The organism is Lelliottia jeotgali (assembly GCF_016771845.1).
GTDB lineage: Bacteria > Pseudomonadota > Gammaproteobacteria > Enterobacterales > Enterobacteriaceae > Enterobacter > Enterobacter jeotgali.
The window spans coordinates 82,862-98,766 of sequence record NZ_JAENMQ010000009.1; the positions used below are offsets into that span (position 1 = coordinate 82,862).

At 52.5% G+C, this 15,905-nt stretch carries 21 protein-coding genes; 11 read left to right on the forward strand and 10 right to left on the reverse strand.

Features of this window, described 5'->3' with window-relative positions:
* Window positions 1-21: 21 nt before the first annotated feature.
* From hpf to JBO43_RS16275, 8 genes are read right to left on the reverse strand one after another with little or no spacing between them, the layout of a single operon-like run.
* Window positions 22-309, reverse strand: a complete 288-nt coding sequence (hpf, locus tag JBO43_RS16240; RefSeq protein ID WP_095283584.1) for a ribosome hibernation promoting factor — start codon at window positions 307-309, stop codon at window positions 22-24.
* A 22-nt stretch (window positions 310-331) separates the two neighbouring features.
* Window positions 332-1,765, reverse strand: coding sequence for an RNA polymerase factor sigma-54 (gene rpoN / locus JBO43_RS16245; protein ID WP_095283583.1), 1,434 nt, complete (start codon window positions 1,763-1,765; stop codon window positions 332-334).
* A gap of 47 nt (window positions 1,766-1,812) precedes the next feature.
* A complete protein-coding gene (gene lptB, locus JBO43_RS16250) occupies window positions 1,813-2,538 on the reverse strand; it encodes an LPS export ABC transporter ATP-binding protein (RefSeq protein ID WP_059177326.1) in 726 nt (241 codons plus the stop codon).
* Between the two features lie 6 nt (window positions 2,539-2,544).
* The gene (gene lptA, locus JBO43_RS16255) at window positions 2,545-3,099 is read right to left on the reverse strand and encodes a lipopolysaccharide ABC transporter substrate-binding protein LptA (protein ID WP_095283582.1); all 555 of its coding nucleotides are present in this window, start codon (window positions 3,097-3,099) and stop codon (window positions 2,545-2,547) included.
* The gene (gene lptC / locus JBO43_RS16260) at window positions 3,068-3,643 is read right to left on the reverse strand and encodes an LPS export ABC transporter periplasmic protein LptC (protein WP_095283581.1); all 576 of its coding nucleotides are present in this window, start codon (window positions 3,641-3,643) and stop codon (window positions 3,068-3,070) included. The genes lptA and lptC overlap by 32 nt, the downstream gene beginning before the upstream one ends.
* Window positions 3,640-4,206: a 3-deoxy-manno-octulosonate-8-phosphatase KdsC gene (gene kdsC, locus JBO43_RS16265; RefSeq protein ID WP_095283580.1), complete on the reverse strand. Its 567-nt coding sequence runs from the start codon at window positions 4,204-4,206 to the stop codon at window positions 3,640-3,642. The genes lptC and kdsC overlap by 4 nt, the downstream gene beginning before the upstream one ends.
* A gap of 14 nt (window positions 4,207-4,220) precedes the next feature.
* Window positions 4,221-5,207: an arabinose-5-phosphate isomerase KdsD gene (gene kdsD / locus JBO43_RS16270; protein ID WP_095283579.1), complete on the reverse strand. Its 987-nt coding sequence runs from the start codon at window positions 5,205-5,207 to the stop codon at window positions 4,221-4,223.
* Between the two features lie 13 nt (window positions 5,208-5,220).
* Complete coding sequence (locus tag JBO43_RS16275; protein WP_202674713.1) at window positions 5,221-6,198, reverse strand: calcium/sodium antiporter; 978 nt, start codon at window positions 6,196-6,198, stop codon at window positions 5,221-5,223.
* A gap of 227 nt (window positions 6,199-6,425) precedes the next feature.
* Between JBO43_RS16275 and mlaF the strand changes: the two genes are divergently transcribed.
* From mlaF to murA, 7 genes are all read left to right on the forward strand, one after another.
* Window positions 6,426-7,238 (forward strand): phospholipid ABC transporter ATP-binding protein MlaF, encoded by an 813-nt coding sequence (gene mlaF, locus JBO43_RS16280; protein ID WP_095283577.1) that lies wholly within the window; start codon window positions 6,426-6,428, stop codon window positions 7,236-7,238.
* A gap of 6 nt (window positions 7,239-7,244) precedes the next feature.
* A complete protein-coding gene (gene mlaE, locus JBO43_RS16285) occupies window positions 7,245-8,027 on the forward strand; it encodes a lipid asymmetry maintenance ABC transporter permease subunit MlaE (protein ID WP_095283576.1) in 783 nt (260 codons plus the stop codon).
* 4 nt (window positions 8,028-8,031) lie between these two features.
* Window positions 8,032-8,595: an outer membrane lipid asymmetry maintenance protein MlaD gene (gene mlaD, locus JBO43_RS16290; protein WP_202674714.1), complete on the forward strand. Its 564-nt coding sequence runs from the start codon at window positions 8,032-8,034 to the stop codon at window positions 8,593-8,595.
* A 3-nt stretch (window positions 8,596-8,598) separates the two neighbouring features.
* Window positions 8,599-9,234: a phospholipid-binding protein MlaC gene (gene mlaC / locus JBO43_RS16295; RefSeq protein ID WP_095283575.1), complete on the forward strand. Its 636-nt coding sequence runs from the start codon at window positions 8,599-8,601 to the stop codon at window positions 9,232-9,234.
* On the forward strand, window positions 9,234-9,527 hold the full coding sequence (gene mlaB, locus JBO43_RS16300) for a lipid asymmetry maintenance protein MlaB (protein ID WP_103947048.1): 294 nt from the start codon (window positions 9,234-9,236) through the stop codon (window positions 9,525-9,527). The genes mlaC and mlaB overlap by 1 nt, the downstream gene beginning before the upstream one ends.
* 125 nt (window positions 9,528-9,652) lie before the next feature.
* Window positions 9,653-9,907 carry a BolA family iron metabolism protein IbaG gene (gene ibaG, locus JBO43_RS16305; protein ID WP_095283573.1) on the forward strand — a complete coding sequence of 85 codons (255 nt, stop codon included), beginning with the start codon at window positions 9,653-9,655 and terminating at the stop codon, window positions 9,905-9,907.
* 51 nt (window positions 9,908-9,958) lie between these two features.
* Window positions 9,959-11,218 carry a UDP-N-acetylglucosamine 1-carboxyvinyltransferase gene (murA, locus tag JBO43_RS16310; RefSeq protein ID WP_095283572.1) on the forward strand — a complete coding sequence of 420 codons (1,260 nt, stop codon included), beginning with the start codon at window positions 9,959-9,961 and terminating at the stop codon, window positions 11,216-11,218.
* A gap of 63 nt (window positions 11,219-11,281) precedes the next feature.
* Here murA and sfsB read toward each other — a convergent pair whose 3' ends face one another.
* Window positions 11,282-11,569, reverse strand: coding sequence for a DNA-binding transcriptional regulator SfsB (gene sfsB / locus JBO43_RS16315; protein WP_095283571.1), 288 nt, complete (start codon window positions 11,567-11,569; stop codon window positions 11,282-11,284).
* A 229-nt stretch (window positions 11,570-11,798) separates the two neighbouring features.
* Window positions 11,799-12,770 (reverse strand): octaprenyl diphosphate synthase, encoded by a 972-nt coding sequence (gene ispB / locus JBO43_RS16320; protein ID WP_095283570.1) that lies wholly within the window; start codon window positions 12,768-12,770, stop codon window positions 11,799-11,801.
* Window positions 12,771-13,027: 257 nt separating this feature from the next.
* Between ispB and rplU the strand changes: the two genes are divergently transcribed.
* The 4 genes from rplU (at window position 13,028) to cgtA (ending at window position 15,872) form a co-directional block, all read left to right on the forward strand.
* The gene (gene rplU, locus JBO43_RS16325; RefSeq protein ID WP_095284390.1) at window positions 13,028-13,339 is read left to right on the forward strand and encodes a 50S ribosomal protein L21; all 312 of its coding nucleotides are present in this window, start codon (window positions 13,028-13,030) and stop codon (window positions 13,337-13,339) included.
* Window positions 13,340-13,358: 19 nt separating this feature from the next.
* Complete coding sequence (gene rpmA, locus JBO43_RS16330) at window positions 13,359-13,616, forward strand: 50S ribosomal protein L27 (RefSeq protein ID WP_004385076.1); 258 nt, start codon at window positions 13,359-13,361, stop codon at window positions 13,614-13,616.
* Window positions 13,617-13,712: 96 nt separating this feature from the next.
* Entirely contained in the window at window positions 13,713-14,678 is a 966-nt protein-coding gene (locus JBO43_RS16335; RefSeq protein WP_095283569.1) for a DMT family transporter, read from the forward strand.
* A gap of 15 nt (window positions 14,679-14,693) precedes the next feature.
* Window positions 14,694-15,872 carry an Obg family GTPase CgtA gene (gene cgtA, locus JBO43_RS16340; RefSeq protein WP_095283568.1) on the forward strand — a complete coding sequence of 393 codons (1,179 nt, stop codon included), beginning with the start codon at window positions 14,694-14,696 and terminating at the stop codon, window positions 15,870-15,872.
* Window positions 15,873-15,905: the final 33 nt, after the last annotated feature.

A 15,905-nucleotide genomic window follows, 5' to 3' on the forward strand; every position in this document is an offset into this window, starting at 1 on the left:
ACCCGTTAACTGCCCGGACAATTAGTGTTGTTTCAGTTTATCTTTATGTTTATTAAGCTGTCGTGCCAACTTGTCAATCAAGCCGTCGATAGCCGCATACATGTCTTGCCCTTCCGCACTGGCATGGATTTCACCCCCGTTTATATGCAGGGTTGCATCCGAGATATGAGTCACTTTCTCCACTTTCAACACAATGTAGACCTGATTGATCCTCTCGAAATACTGTTCAAGCTTGGCGAATTTCGTATTCACAAAATCGCGTAAGGCTTCAGTGATCTCGACGTTGTGTCCTGTGATGTTGAGCTGCATAGTGTCTTCCTTATCAGTTGGGTCAAACCAGTTGTTTACGCTGGTTAGACGGCGGAATGGATAAAGACTCTCGATACTTCGCAACAGTTCGACGTGCCACCATAATACCCTGGTCGGACAGCATGGTGGTTAACTTACTGTCACTCAGTGGCTTCGCGGGGTTTTCCGCTGCGATCAACTTCTTCACCAGTGCTCGAATAGCCGTTGACGAGGCTTCGCCGCCGCCTTCGGTATTCACATGGCTGGAGAAGAAATACTTAAGCTCAAAAATGCCGCGCGGGCTGTGCAGATACTTCTGCGTGGTCACGCGCGAAATGGTCGATTCGTGCATCTCAACGGCCTGGGCGATATCCGCCAGCACCATCGGTTTCATAAACTCTTCGCCCTTTTCAAAAAACGCCTGCTGCTGTTCCACAATACAGCGACTGACACGTAGCAACGTATCATTTCGGCTCTCAAGGCTTTTGATCAGCCATCGCGCTTCCTGAAGATTGCTACGAATATATTGATTGTCGGAGTCGTTGCGCACGCTGGTGCACATGGAGGCGTACTGCTGATTAATTTGCAGGCGAGGAATGCTGTCGGAGTTCAGTTCTACCGTCCAGCGTTCGTTGTGCTTTCTGACCAGAACGTCAGGAATCACGTATTCAGGTTCGCTGGTCTGGATAGATTGTCCGGGGCGTGGGTCAAGCGACTGAATCAGATTGACCGCCTCTTTCAACACGTCCTCTTTGAGGCGCGTGACACGCATCAGGGATCGGAAATCATGATTCGCCAGCAGATCTAAATGTTCGCTGATGATCAGTCGGGCTTCATCAATCCACGGTGTTTCTTTTGCAAATTGTGAAAGTTGGATCAACAGGCAATCACGCAGATCTTTTGCCGCCACGCCGACCGGGTCAAAACGTTGGATGCGTTTCAGAACCGCTTCGATCTCATCAAGATCGATATCGCCGTTGCCGACGCTCTCAAGAATGTCTTCCAGAGAGACGGTCAAATAGCCCGTATCATCCACGGCATCCACAATGGAGGTGGCAATCGCGCGATCGGTTTCGGTGAAAGGCGTGAGCTCCACCTGCCACATCAGGTAATCCTGTAACGACTGGGTGGTTTCGCCCTGATAAACCGGAAGTTCGTCATCCTGGTAATCAGCACGTGTGCCGGAAGGGGTTCCGGCGGTGTAGATTTCATCCCAGCTGGCGTCTAACGGTAACTCGTCCGGCATCTCTTTTTGTTCGAGAGCATCTGCCGTATCAAGGGATTCGGTGTCCTGCTTTTCCTGGGTATCTACCTCGTCATGAAGATCGGTTTGCTCCAGCAGAGGATTGCTGTCCAGCGCTTGCTGGAGTTCCTGCTGAAGTTCTAACGTGGACAACTGCAACAGACGGATCGCCTGTTGTAGCTGTGGCGTCATCGCCAGTTGCTGGCTGAGCCTTAATTGCAAACCTTGCTTCATGTTCAGAGCGTTTTTCCCCGCTTTGGCGTGACTTAACCTCTACCCTATCAGAGTCTGAAGTCTTCCCCAAGGTACACACGCTTCACATGCTCGTCTTCGAGAATTTCTAACGGAGTGCCGTGGGCGATTAAATGGCCCTGGCTGACGATATAAGCACGTTCACAAACCGCCAACGTTTCACGTACGTTGTGGTCAGTGATGAGCACTCCGAGGCCGCTGTCGCGCAAATGCTCGATAATACGCTTGATGTCGATAACGGAGATTGGATCGACGCCCGCAAAAGGTTCATCCAGCAGGATAAATTTCGGATTTGCTGCCAGGGCACGGGCTATTTCGACGCGGCGGCGTTCACCACCGGAAAGGGCCTGGCCCAGGCTGTCGCGTAAATGTTCGATGTGGAACTCTTCCATCAGCTCATTTGCACGATCCTGACGCTGCTCAGAGGTCAAATCGTCACGGATTTGCAGAACCGCCATCAGGTTGTCGAACACGCTCAGGCGGCGGAAAATCGACGCTTCCTGCGGCAAATAGCCAATACCGCGACGGGCACGCGCATGCAGTGGCAGAAGACTGATGTCTTCATCATCAATGATAATGTTGCCAGCATCGCGCGGGACAATCCCGACCACCATATAAAAGGTGGTGGTTTTACCCGCGCCGTTTGGACCCAACAGGCCAACGATTTCGCCGGAGTTCACGGTCAGACTGACATCTTCCACGACGCGGCGGCCTTTATAGGCTTTGGCGAGGTTCTTTGCAGTTAAAGTTGCCATAACGAATTAGTTACTCTTTTTCTGTGCCGGGGCCTGGTCTTTGTTCTTGTCTTGCAGCTGAGACGGAACCAGAACGGTGGTGACGCGCTTACCTTTGTCGCTGAATGCCTGCATTTTCTGCTCTTTCACCAGATACGTGATCTTATCGCCGGTGATGTTGCTATCCAGCTGTTCCAGATAGGCATTTCCGGTCAGGATGACGAGATCTTTCGCCAGCTCATAGTGCATATGAGATGCATGGCCTTTCACTGGCTTGCCGTTATCCTGCATTTGATAGAACGTTGCCGGATTGCCGTAGCCATCAATAATCTCTTTGCCCTGCTCGCCGCCCGGACGGGTGACAACCACTTTATCGGCATTGATTTTGATCGTGCCTTGGGTCATGACGACGTTGCCAGTGAAGGTGACGACGTTACCCTGCATATCAAGCGACTGCGTGTCAGATTCGATATGAATCGGCTGCTCAGTGTCGCCCGTCACAGCAAGCGCGGGGAGACTGGCGGCCAGCAGCGCGCTGGCAATGATAAATTTAAGGCTGAGTTTGTTTGTTTTGAATTTCATAGGAGGTTCTAACCTTTTCAATCAGCTCGGCGTTTTTGCTGCGTAAGTTCCCGCGCATTCTTAAACCGCTGGAATTAAATGTTGTGCCGTATAACGTCACCAGATCCTGCGACGTGACATCCTGGGTGACCAGGTTTATCTGGGCGTTATCCGTAGTAATTTTGCGCAGTTGAGAGTCTGGCGTCAGAGCATTGACTTCAACATGACCATACAGATAAAGCATACGGTCATTCGTCAATTTTGCCCGGTCAGATTTAATCGACCACGTCGGAATTTTGTTGGTATCAAATGTGGTCATCACCGGTTGGGTGAACCACGAGATACCGTCATCGGAAAAATATTCTACATGCTGCGCAATCAGACGGTAGTTCAGGGCACCTTCCGGGCTATAAACTACCGTATCGCTGTGATCGCTTTTGTAGGTTGGGTCGTTGGTATTAACGACTTCATCGGGCGTATCGTCGCGGTCAGCGATATTCACGCCAATCAGGACCAGCACGGCCAGTGAAAGCAGAATGATAACCCAACGTCTGGTTTTACTCATATCGATTGCCCTTTGGCCTCATCAAGCTTACCCTGCGCCAGCAACAATAAATCGCATACTTCACGAACGGCGCCGCGACCGCCATTGATCCGGGTGACATAGTCAGCGCGCGGGATCAAAAGAGGATGGGCGTCGGCAACGGCGATACTCAAACCGACTTCGGCCATGACTGGCCAGTCGATCAGATCGTCCCCAACATAGGCTACGTTCTCAGGTGCGATGGCAAGCTTCGCCAGTAAATCCCTGAACGCTACCATTTTGTCGGATTGGCCTTGATACAAATGGGTGATGCCCAATGTTTCGCAGCGATCTTCTACCAGTTTAGCCTTACGCCCGGTGATGATAGCAACTTCGATACCGGATGTGATCGCACAGCGAATTCCGTAGCCGTCGCGTACATTAAAGGCTTTCAGCTCTTCGCCATTATTGCCCATAAAAATTAAGCCATCGGACAGTACGCCATCAACATCCAGAATCAGCAGGCGGATTTTTTCTGCCTGCGCCATCATTTGCGTACTGACTGGGCCATAACAGGTTGCAAGGGATGCACCCGCATTACTCATTGTCTTATCCTTCATTACACTACGCCTGCGCGCAGAAGATCATGCATATGTACCACACCCAGCAGTTGGTCGCCATCGGCAACCATGGTTGAGGTAATATGACGAGACTGCATCAGGTTTAGAACTTCAACCGCCAGCGTTCCGGGACGCACCCGGATCCCGCCGGGTGTCATGACGTCGGCGATGCCTAAAGTGCGCACGTCAACGCCCATATCAAACACACGACGTAAATCACCGTCGGTGAAGATCCCTTCGATCTTCATCAGGTCGTCACAGATGACCGTCATACCGAGGTTTTTACGCGTGATCTCCAGTAAGGCATCACGCAGCGAGGCGTCTTTGCTGACGTGAGGGATCTCTGCGCCAGTGTGCATAATATCGTTCACCCGCAACAGAAGTTTACGTCCTAGCGCGCCGCCTGGGTGGGAAAGGGCGAAATCTTCTGGGGTGAATCCACGCGCTTCGAGCAGGGCTACGGCGAGCGCATCACCCATCACCAGCGCCGCGGTGGTACTGGAGGTCGGTGCCAGGCCAAGCGGGCAGGCTTCTTTCGGCACTTTTACGCACAGGTGAACATCCGCCGCGCGCGCCATGCTGCTTTCTGGGCGGCTGGTCATGCAAATGAGCGGAACGTGCAGACGTTTCAGCACGGGGATCAGCGCCAGTATTTCGTTGGATTCGCCGGAGTTGGACAGCGCAATAACCACATCCTGCGGCGTAACCATTCCGAGATCGCCGTGCGCCGCTTCACCTGGATGCACGAAGAAAGAGGATGTTCCGGTACTGGCAAAGGTCGCGGCCATTTTGCGGCCAATGTGACCCGATTTGCCCATCCCCATCACCACGACTTTGCCCGAACAGGAGAATATTTTCTCGCATGCATGAGTAAAGTCCTGATTAATATATTGATCTAACTGCGCCAGACCTTCACGTTCAATCTCCAGAACTTCTTTGCCTGCTTTCTGAAAGTCAAAACCCGGCTGCAATTCTATTTGCGACATAATGCGTTTCCGTTTACCCAGAGAGAAGAGGCGACAGCCAGTACAGCATCGCCATCCATACGATAAAACCACCCGTCAACAAGACGCCAGCCCCTTTGCCTATCTGTTGTTTCCGCCGCCAGCAGAGCAGGGCGAAAATCACGCTGACTAACAGCATCACTCCGTAATCGCGGGAGAAAGCCAGCGGATTAAAGGCCCCTGGCGCAATCAGCGCGGGTAAACCCATTACGATCGCGATGTTGAAGATATTCGAGCCAATGATATTGCCAATCGCAATATCACCTTCGCCTTTGCGTGCGCCCGCTATCGCTGTGGCCAGTTCTGGCAAGCTGGTGCCGATCGCAATCACGGTCAGGCCAATGGTCAGTTCGCTGATTGCGAAATAGTTGGCCAGCACCGTGGCGTTATCGACGACCATGCGGGTGGACATCGGCATAATAATAAGTGCAACACCCAGCCACAGCAGGGCAACGGGCAAAGTGCCTTCACGCGGAAGTTCAGCGACTTGTTCACGTGTCAGGCTGTCATCACCTTGTTTTTCCGCCAGTCGGGCGATTTTAACGATATACAGCAGCCAGATGATCGCCAGCGCCAGCAGTAAAATGCCGTCGTCAAAGGTGAGTTGCCCATCATAAAGCACATACCCTGCCAGCAGGCTGACAATTAACATTAGCGGCAATTCGCGGCGCAGAACATCAGAATCCACGCGAAATGGATGCAGCAACGCAGCGAGGCCAAGAATCAATAAAATGTTAACGATATTAGAGCCGATTGCCGTTCCGATGGCGAGATCGATCTGACCGTGAAGCGAGGCGGAAGCGGAGACGATAATTTCCGGGAGCGATGTTCCCACGCTCACCACCGTCATCCCGATAATCAAAGGCGGTATACCAAAGAGTCGGCAAAGGATGGATGCGGCAAAAACCAAACGGTCAGCACTGTAGACCACCAACAGTAAACCAATTATTAACAGTGCCGTTGCTAAAAGCATCAAAAATCCTTTATTCAGGTATACTCGCCGGTCCACTGAGAATGAATCTCTGGCGCCGCATGCAGTCTGTAGACGTAACGAATTCCTAATTTTGACTTTATGCGCCGGAAAAGTAAAACAAATGCCAGCTTTCGCTAACCTGCGCGGATAATATTCTGTAAAAATGTCGGGTTTAAGGCTGAATTAAGCGCCATGCTTAACCTTAACGGGAAAGAAAGGAACTTTAAATGAGCCAAACGATGGCGAATTTAGTCGATGTCCGTGACGTTAGCTTCTCGCGCGGCAATCGATTGATATTTGAAGACATCACGCTGACGGTGCCACGGGGCAAGATCACGGCGATCATGGGCCCCTCTGGTATCGGTAAAACCACGCTGCTGCGTTTGATCGGTGGACAGATCCCACCGGATCATGGCGAGATTCTCTTCGACGGTGAAAATGTCCCGGCGATGTCTCGCTCACGCCTGTATACCGTCCGTAAGCGAATGAGCATGCTGTTTCAGTCGGGCGCGTTATTCACCGACATGAATGTCTTTGATAATGTCGCTTACCCGCTGCGTGAACATACCCGTTTGCCTCCTGAACTGCTGAAAACGACGGTGATGATGAAGCTTGAGGCGGTGGGCCTGCGTGGGGCAGCAAAACTCATGCCTTCGGAGCTTTCAGGCGGGATGGCGCGTCGCGCTGCGCTGGCGCGCGCAATTGCTCTGGAACCGGACTTAATCATGTTCGACGAGCCCTTCGTTGGTCAGGACCCTATTACTATGGGCGTGCTGGTGAAGCTGATTTCAGAACTGAACAGCGCGCTGGGTGTCACATGCATCGTGGTTTCGCACGATGTGCCCGAGGTGCTGAGTATCGCGGATTACGCTTACATTGTGGCGGATAAAAAAATCGTCGCCCACGGTGGCGCTCAGGCGTTGCAAAACAACAGCGATCCGCGCGTTCGTCAGTTCCTTGATGGGATTGCCGATGGTCCCGTACCGTTCCGCTATCCGGCGGGCGACTATCATCATGATTTACTGGGAATAGGGAGTTAAGCGCTGATGCTGTTAAATGCGTTGGCCGCCCTTGGACACCGTGGCATAAAAACCATCAGGACGTTCGGGCGTGCCGGGTTGATGTTATTCAATGCGCTGATGGGTAAGCCGGAATTCCGTAAGCATTCCCCGCTGCTGATACGTCAACTCTATAATGTCGGCGTGTTATCGATGCTGATTATCATCGTGTCGGGTCTGTTTATCGGCATGGTTCTTGGGCTGCAGGGCTATCTGGTTCTGACGACTTACAGTGCGGAAACCAGTCTCGGTATGCTGGTGGCGCTTTCGCTGCTGCGCGAACTTGGCCCGGTTGTAGCGGCGCTGCTTTTCGCCGGTCGAGCGGGTTCTGCGTTAACGGCTGAAATCGGTCTGATGCGCGCAACGGAACAGCTCTCCAGCATGGAGATGATGGCGGTCGACCCGCTGCGTCGCGTGATTGCTCCGCGCTTCTGGGCCGGGGTTATCTCTCTGCCGCTGCTGACCATCCTGTTTGTGGCCGTCGGCATTTGGGGCGGTTCATTGGTTGGCGTCCAGTGGAAAGGTATTGATGCTGGTTTCTTCTGGTCCGCGATGCAGGACGCTGTCGATCTGCGTATGGACCTGGTGAACTGCCTGATTAAGAGCGTGGCGTTTGCCGTGACTGTGACCTGGATTGCGTTGTTCAATGGTTATGACGCGATACCAACTTCTGAGGGCATCAGTCGCGCCACCACGCGCACTGTGGTTCATTCGTCGCTGGCCGTACTTGGCCTGGATTTTGTGCTCACCGCACTGATGTTTGGGAATTGAGTTCATGCAAACAAGAAAAAGTGAAATTTGGGTAGGTCTGTTTCTGTTGCTGGCACTGCTGGCTGCGCTGTTTATCTGTCTCAGAGCGGCGGATATCACCTCCATTCGGACTGAACCCACTTATCGTCTCTATGCGACTTTCGATAATATCGGGGGTCTGAAGGCACGTTCCCCGGTGCGTATTGGCGGTGTGGTGATTGGCCGCGTCTCAGACATCACGCTGGATGACAAAACCTATCTACCGCGCGTCGAAATGGACATCGAAGAGCGCTACAACCACATTCCGGATACCAGTTCTCTGTCTATTCGTACTTCTGGTCTGCTTGGCGAGCAGTACCTGGCGCTGAATGTCGGCTTTGAAGATCCGGAGCTGGGAACGTCTATCCTTAAAGATGGCGGCGTGATTCAGGATACGAAATCGGCCATGGTGCTGGAAGATATGATTGGTCAGTTCCTTTACAGCGGTAAAGGCGATGACAAAAAGTCCGACGATGCCCCTGCACAGACTGAAGGCCCAACTGACGTCGCGCCGACCCCTGGCACGACGAATTCATCTCAGGAGAAGTAATTCATGATTAAACGACTGTTAATGGTTGCCATGCTGGTGATTGCCCCATTGACCGCAGCGACCGCAGCGGATCTGAGCAACCCCTACAAACAGATGGACGAAGCGGCGCAAAAAACCTTCGATCGCCTGAAAAACGAACAGCCTAAAATCCGTGCAAACCCGGATTATCTGCGTGAAGTGGTTGATCAGGAACTGCTGCCGTATGTGCAGGTGAAATACGCCGGTGCACTGGTGCTGGGCCGTTACTACAAAGATGCGACTCCTGCACAGCGTGACGCTTACTTTGCTGCATTCCGTGAATACCTGAAACAAGCTTACGGCCAGGCGCTGGCGATGTACCACGGTCAGACGTATCAGATTGCCCCGGAACAGCCGTTGGGCGACGCGACTATCGTGCCAATCCGTGTGACGATTATCGATCCGAATGGCCGTCCGCCGGTTCGCCTGGATTTCCAGTGGCGTAAAAACACCCAAACGGGCAACTGGCAGGCGTATGACATGATCGCTGAAGGGGTGAGCATGATCACCACCAAGCAGAACGAGTGGAGCGATCTGCTGCGTACCAAAGGCATTGATGGCCTGACCGCGCAGTTGAAATCAATCTCCAGCCAGAAAATTTCTCTGGATGAGAAAAAGTAATGACGCAGCCCTTTAGCTGGTCGCGCGAAGGCGACAAACTGATGTTGTCGGGTGAGCTCGACCAGGACCTGCTGATTCCGCTGTGGGATGCCCGTCATGAAGCCATGCAGGGCGTTGCGCTGATTGATTTAAGTGGCGTCACGCGAGTGGATACGGCAGGTGTTGCGCTGCTGGTCCATCTGGTCGCTGAAGGTAAAAAGCACGGAAGGGCGGTCTCGCTTTCTGGTGCCAGCGAAAACGTTGTCACGCTTGCGCAGCTGTACAATCTGCCCGAAGACGTTTTACCTCGCTAATATTTTCAGTGCGTTACTTCTGAAAGCCTCGACTGTTTCATCGTCGGGGCTTTTTGCCTGTTTAAGCCTGCGCCACTTTGCTCTAAGATGTTGGGCTTGTTTCACTACCCGATGATTTAGAACCCATGGAAAATCATGAAATCCAGACAGTGCTGATGAACGCACTCTCCCTTAAGGAAGTCCACGTCACTGGCGATGGCAGTCACTTTCAGGTTATTGCTGTGGGTGAGATATTCGACGGCATGAGCCGTGTGAAGAAACAGCAGGCTGTCTACGCGCCGCTGATGGAATACATTGCGGATAACCGCATCCATGCTCTGTCGATCAAAGCCTATACCCCGCAAGAGTGGGAACGCGATCGCAAGTTAAACGGTTTTTGAGCTGAGGGTATTGAGCCCGCAGCACGGTTGAATTCATAAGAGAGCATATTGATGGACAAATTTCGTGTACAGGGGCCGACGCGTCTCCAGGGCGAAGTCACAATTTCCGGCGCCAAAAACGCCGCGCTGCCGATCCTCTTCGCTGCACTGCTTGCGGAAGAGCCGGTAGAAATTCAGAACGTACCGAAACTGAAAGATATCGATACCACCATGAAGTTGCTCACTCAACTGGGCACCAAAGTGGAACGTAACGGTTCAGTATGGATCGACGCCAGTAACGTTAACAACTTCTCCGCACCGTATGATCTGGTGAAAACCATGCGTGCATCCATCTGGGCGCTTGGCCCGCTGGTGGCACGTTTTGGTCAGGGGCAGGTTTCTCTGCCTGGTGGCTGCGCCATCGGTGCGCGTCCGGTTGATCTGCACATCTTCGGCCTGGAGAAATTGGGCGCGGATATCAAGCTGGAAGAAGGTTACGTGAAAGCCTCCGTCAATGGCCGCCTGAAAGGTGCGCACATTGTGATGGACAAAGTGAGCGTAGGCGCGACCGTCACCATCATGTCAGCAGCAACGCTGGCGGAAGGCACCACGGTTATTGAAAACGCTGCGCGCGAGCCTGAAATCGTCGATACCGCGAATTTCCTCGTAGCGCTGGGTGCGAAGATTACCGGTCAGGGTACCGATCGTATCACCATCGAAGGCGTTGAGCGCCTGGGCGGCGGCGTGTATCGCGTTCTGCCAGACCGTATCGAAACGGGTACCTTCCTGGTCGCAGCGGCTATTTCTGGCGGAAAAATCGTTTGCCGTAATGCACAGCCGGACACGCTGGATGCGGTTCTGGCAAAACTGCGTGATGCCGGTGCTGATATCGAAGTCGGTGAAGACTGGATCAGCCTTGATATGCACGGCAAACGTCCGAAAGCGGTTAACGTGCGTACTGCACCGCACCCGGCTTTCCCGACGGATATGCAGGCACAATTTACGCTGCTGAACCTGGTGGCGGAAGGCACTGGTTTCATCACTGAAACTATTTTCGAAAACCGCTTTATGCACGTACCGGAACTTATCCGTATGGGCGCGCATGCAGAAATCGAAAGCAACACGGTCATTTGCCACGGCGTGGAAACACTGTCTGGTGCGCAGGTGATGGCAACAGATCTGCGCGCATCGGCGAGTCTGGTGCTGGCGGGTTGTATTGCGGAAGGCACAACGACTGTGGATCGTATCTATCACATCGATCGTGGCTATGAGCGTATTGAAGATAAACTGCGTGCGCTGGGTGCAAACATCGAGCGTGTGAAGGGCGAGTAATCGTTCCTGCAGCCCCCTGCCAGTATGGCCGGGGGGTTTGCTGTTCCTGCCTGTGTAAAAGCGTCAGATCTGGCGCTCTTTTTCCTCTGCTTTCTTGCGCATCATGCGTGTTCTGTCGATAAATTCGTGCGTAATAGGATCATGGTAACGTGATGGCCAGATCACCCAGGGCTGCGTTTCAAGCGCAGTGGCAATAATCAATTCTCCTTTTGGCCACGGGCGGGTTAACGCGTTTGCAAGCGTTGAAGAACTTAACCCACTGCGCCGTGATTCTGCTGCCAGAGAGGTCCCTCTTTTCCGCAGGGCGGCAATAATGTCGGCAGAATGCCAGTCAATAAACTTCCTATCCATAAGCTGTTCCCTGATTCAAATGCGTCCACGTCATTTTGGCTGGACTGACGGTGGCTATTATACCTTCTTCGAACAACGGTTCTAAAAAGTTCGCATAATAGAAATCAATATTCAGATTATGACAGGGCTTTATTCATGCGGCCTGTAAGCTGATTATTTAACGTGAATAGATGCTTTGCTGGAGCTTATTGGAAGCTCCCCGCTAATTTAACGGGGAGCAAAGAGGGGGTTAACGATCGCGCTGAACAGCAATGTGAGCGAGCCCAATAAGTGCATCACGCCACGGGCTGTCTGGTATCACCTGGATGGCGGCGATGGCTTTATCCGCTTCTTCTTCTGCACGCTGGCGCGTCCATTCAAGCGATCCACAGATTGCCATTGTTTCCAGTACAGGTTCCAGAAGGTGTCGGCCGTTTCCTTGTTCGATAGCCTCGCGGATGAGCTTCGCTTGATCCGGCGTTCCGTTGCGCATGGCGTGCAACAGCGGCAGAGTCGGTTTGCCTTCATTCAGGTCATCACCGACGTTTTTACCGAGGGTTTCGCCATCCGCACTGTAATCAAGCAAATCATCAATCAGCTGGAACGCGGTGCCCAGATAGCGACCATAGTCCTGCAGTCCACGCTCTTGCTCCTCAGAGCAGCCTGCCAGAATGCCGGAGCACTGAGCAGCGGCTTCAAACAGACGCGCAGTTTTGCTGTAAATAACGCGCATGTAGTTTTCTTCGGTGATGTCCGGGTCATTGACGTTCATCAGCTGCAGGACTTCGCCTTCAGCGATAACGTTGACGGCCTCTGACATCACTTCCAGCACTTTCAGCGAGCCGAGACGAGTCATCATCTGGAAAGCGCGGGTATAGATAAAATCGCCCACCAGAACGCTGGCTGCGTTGCCAAAGGCGGCATTCGCGGTGGCTTTACCGCGACGCATGTCGGATTCATCCACCACGTCATCATGAAGCAGCGTCGCGGTGTGGATAAACTCAATCAGGGCCGCAATATTGACGTGAGCATTACCTTGATAGCCAACGGCCCTCGCGGCCAGTATGGCAATCATTGGGCGGATACGTTTACCGCCGCCACTGACGATGTAATAACCCAACTGATTGATGAGTTGAACATCAGAGTTGAGTTGCTCCAGGATTGCTGCATTCACACCCGCCATATCTTGCGCGGTTAACTCGTTGATTTTTTCTAAATTCATCGCAAAAGCCGGGCTTCTTATTCTGTTTAGCGCATGACTACTGGGCTAACGAAGGTTTCGGTTTATCAATAGTATTGTTGATTGTACTGAAAAAACGGCTCAGATAAACGTTAGCGTACGCGTTGTGTTTTTTTTCTTCATGTATTGATGGTAGCACTTGTCAAAGGCTCGCGTTTTGCGTAATATTCGCGCCCTATTGTGAATATTTATAGCGCACTCTGAATCACACGAGGATGTGCGCGGAAGCGGAGTTCTATATGTACGCGGTTTTCCAAAGTGGTGGTAAACAACACCGAGTAAGCGAAGGTCAGACCATTCGCCTGGAAAAGCTGGACATCGCAACTGGCGAAGCTGTTGAGTTCGCTGAAGTTCTGATGATCGCAAACGGTGAAGAAGTCAAAATCGGCGTTCCTTTCGTTGATGGCGGCGTTATCAAAGCTGAAGTTGTTGCTCATGGTCGTGGCGAGAAAGTTAAAATCGTTAAGTTTCGTCGTCGTAAACACTACCGTAAGCAGCAGGGCCACCGTCAGTGGTTCACTGATGTGAAAATTACTGGCATCAGCGCCTAAGACCTGAGGAGAGATTTAAATGGCACATAAAAAGGCTGGCGGCTCAACTCGTAACGGTCGCGACTCAGAAGCTAAACGTCTTGGCGTTAAGCGTTTCGGTGGCGAATCTGTTCTGGCGGGTAGCATCATCGTTCGTCAACGTGGTACCAAATTCCACGCTGGCAACAACGTAGGTTGCGGTCGTGACCACACTCTGTTTGCTAAAGCAGACGGTAAAGTGAAATTTGAAGTTAAAGGCCCGAACAACCGTAAATACATCAGCATCGTTGCTGAGTAAGTTTTTCGTGGTCCGGTAACGGATTAAAGCCCCGCAACGTGTTGCGGGGCTTTTTACATTGAAAGGCTGCAAAAATTTTCTGCAGGGAAAATGGGCATGAAACAGCAGGCTGGCATCGGCATTATTCTGGCACTCACTACAGCGGTGTGCTGGGGAGCGTTGCCAATCGCCATGAAGCAGGTCCTCGAAGTGATGGAGCCGCCTACGGTGGTGTTTTATCGCTTCCTGATGGCCAGTATTGGCCTCGGCGCGATTCTGGCGATAAAAGGTCGGCTGCCACCTCTGCGGATTTTCCGTAAGCCGCGCTGGCTGGTGCTGTTAGCTATCGCGACAGGGGGTCTGTTCGGGAACTTCATCCTGTTCAGCTCTTCTCTGCAATATTTAAGCCCTACAGCGTCTCAGGTGATTGGCCAGCTTTCGCCGGTCGGTATGATGGTGGCCAGCGTCTTTATCCTCAAAGAGAAGATGCGGGGCACTCAGGTCATCGGGGCAATTATGTTGCTGTGCGGTCTGGTGATGTTTTTCAACACCAGCCTGTTTGAGATATTTACCCGACTGACGGATTACACCTGGGGTGTGATCTTTGGTGTCGGGGCAGCAACGGTCTGGGTGAGTTATGGCGTCGCGCAAAAGGTGTTATTGCGCAGACTTGCCTCACAGCAGATCCTCTTTTTGCTGTACACTTTGTGTACGATAGCACTACTGCCTTTAGCGAAACCGGGAGTCATTTCCCAGCTTAGCGACTGGCAACTGGCGTGCCTCATTTTTTGTGGACTGAACACGCTGGTCGGTTATGGCGCGCTGGCCGAAGCGATGGCGCGTTGGCAGGCAGCACAAGTGAGCGCGTTGATTACGCTCACACCGCTGTTTACGCTGTTATTTTCAGATTTGTTATCAATGGCCTGGCCCGATTTCTTCGTCAAACCGATGTTAAACCTGTTGGGTTATCTCGGTGCGTTTGTCGTGGTTGCGGGCGCGATGTATTCCGCCATTGGTCATCGTCTTTGGGGACGTTGGCGCAAAAGTGAAGCGGTTGTAGTTGTCCCCCGCTCAGGCGAATGATTTACGGAGAGTAAGATGAAGTTTGTTGATGAAGCAACGATCCTGGTTGTTGCAGGTGATGGCGGTAATGGTTGCGTAAGCTTCCGCCGTGAAAAATACATTCCTCGTGGCGGCCCTGATGGCGGCGACGGTGGCGACGGTGGTGACGTGTGGTTAGAGGCGGATGAAAACCTCAACACGCTGATCGACTACCGTTTTGAAAAATCTTTCCGCGCCGAGCGTGGTCAGAATGGTCAGAGTCGTGACTGTACTGGTAAACGCGGTAAAGACGTGTCGATCAAAGTACCGGTCGGTACGCGCGTTATCGATCAGGGTACGGGCGAAACCCTGGGTGACATGACCAAACACGGTCAGCGTCTGATGGTGGCGAAAGGGGGTTGGCACGGTCTGGGTAACAGCCGTTTCAAATCTTCCGTTAACCGTACTCCGCGTCAGAAAACGATGGGTACACCGGGTGATAAGCGCGACCTGCAGCTTGAGCTGATGCTGCTGGCGGATGTGGGTATGCTGGGCATGCCAAACGCCGGTAAATCGACCTTCATTCGTGCGGTTTCTGCGGCTAAACCGAAAGTGGCGGATTATCCGTTCACGACCCTGGTGCCAAGCCTGGGTGTTGTCCGTATGGATAACGAAAAGAGTTTTGTGGTTGCAGACATTCCGGGTCTGATCGCGGGTGCTGCTGAAGGTGCGGGTCTGGGTATTCGCTTCCTGAAACACCTTGAACGTTGCCGCGTGCTGTTGCACCTCATCGATATCGATCCAATCGACGGTTCTGACCCGGTTGAGAATGCGCGGATCATCATCGGTGAGCTGGAAAAATACAGCGACAAGCTGGCTGAAAAACCACGCTGGCTGGTCTTTAACAAGATCGACCTGATGGATAAAGCGGAAGCTGAAGCCAAAGCGAAAGCCATTGCTGAAGCGATGGGCTGGGAAGATAAGTTCTATCTGATCTCCGCAGCAAGCCAGATGGGCGTGAAAGATCTTTGCTGGGACGTGATGACCTTCATCATCGAAAACCCAATCACTCAGGCAGAAGAAGCCAAGCAGCCTGAGAAAGTTGAGTTTATGTGGGATGACTATCATCGTCAGCAGCTTGAAGAACAAGAAGTTGAAGTCGAAGACGACGAAGACTGGGATGATGACTGGGACGAAGACGACGAAGAAGGTGTCGAATTCATCTACAAGCACTAATCCGCTAAGAAGCCCCCGAAAGGGGGTTTTTTT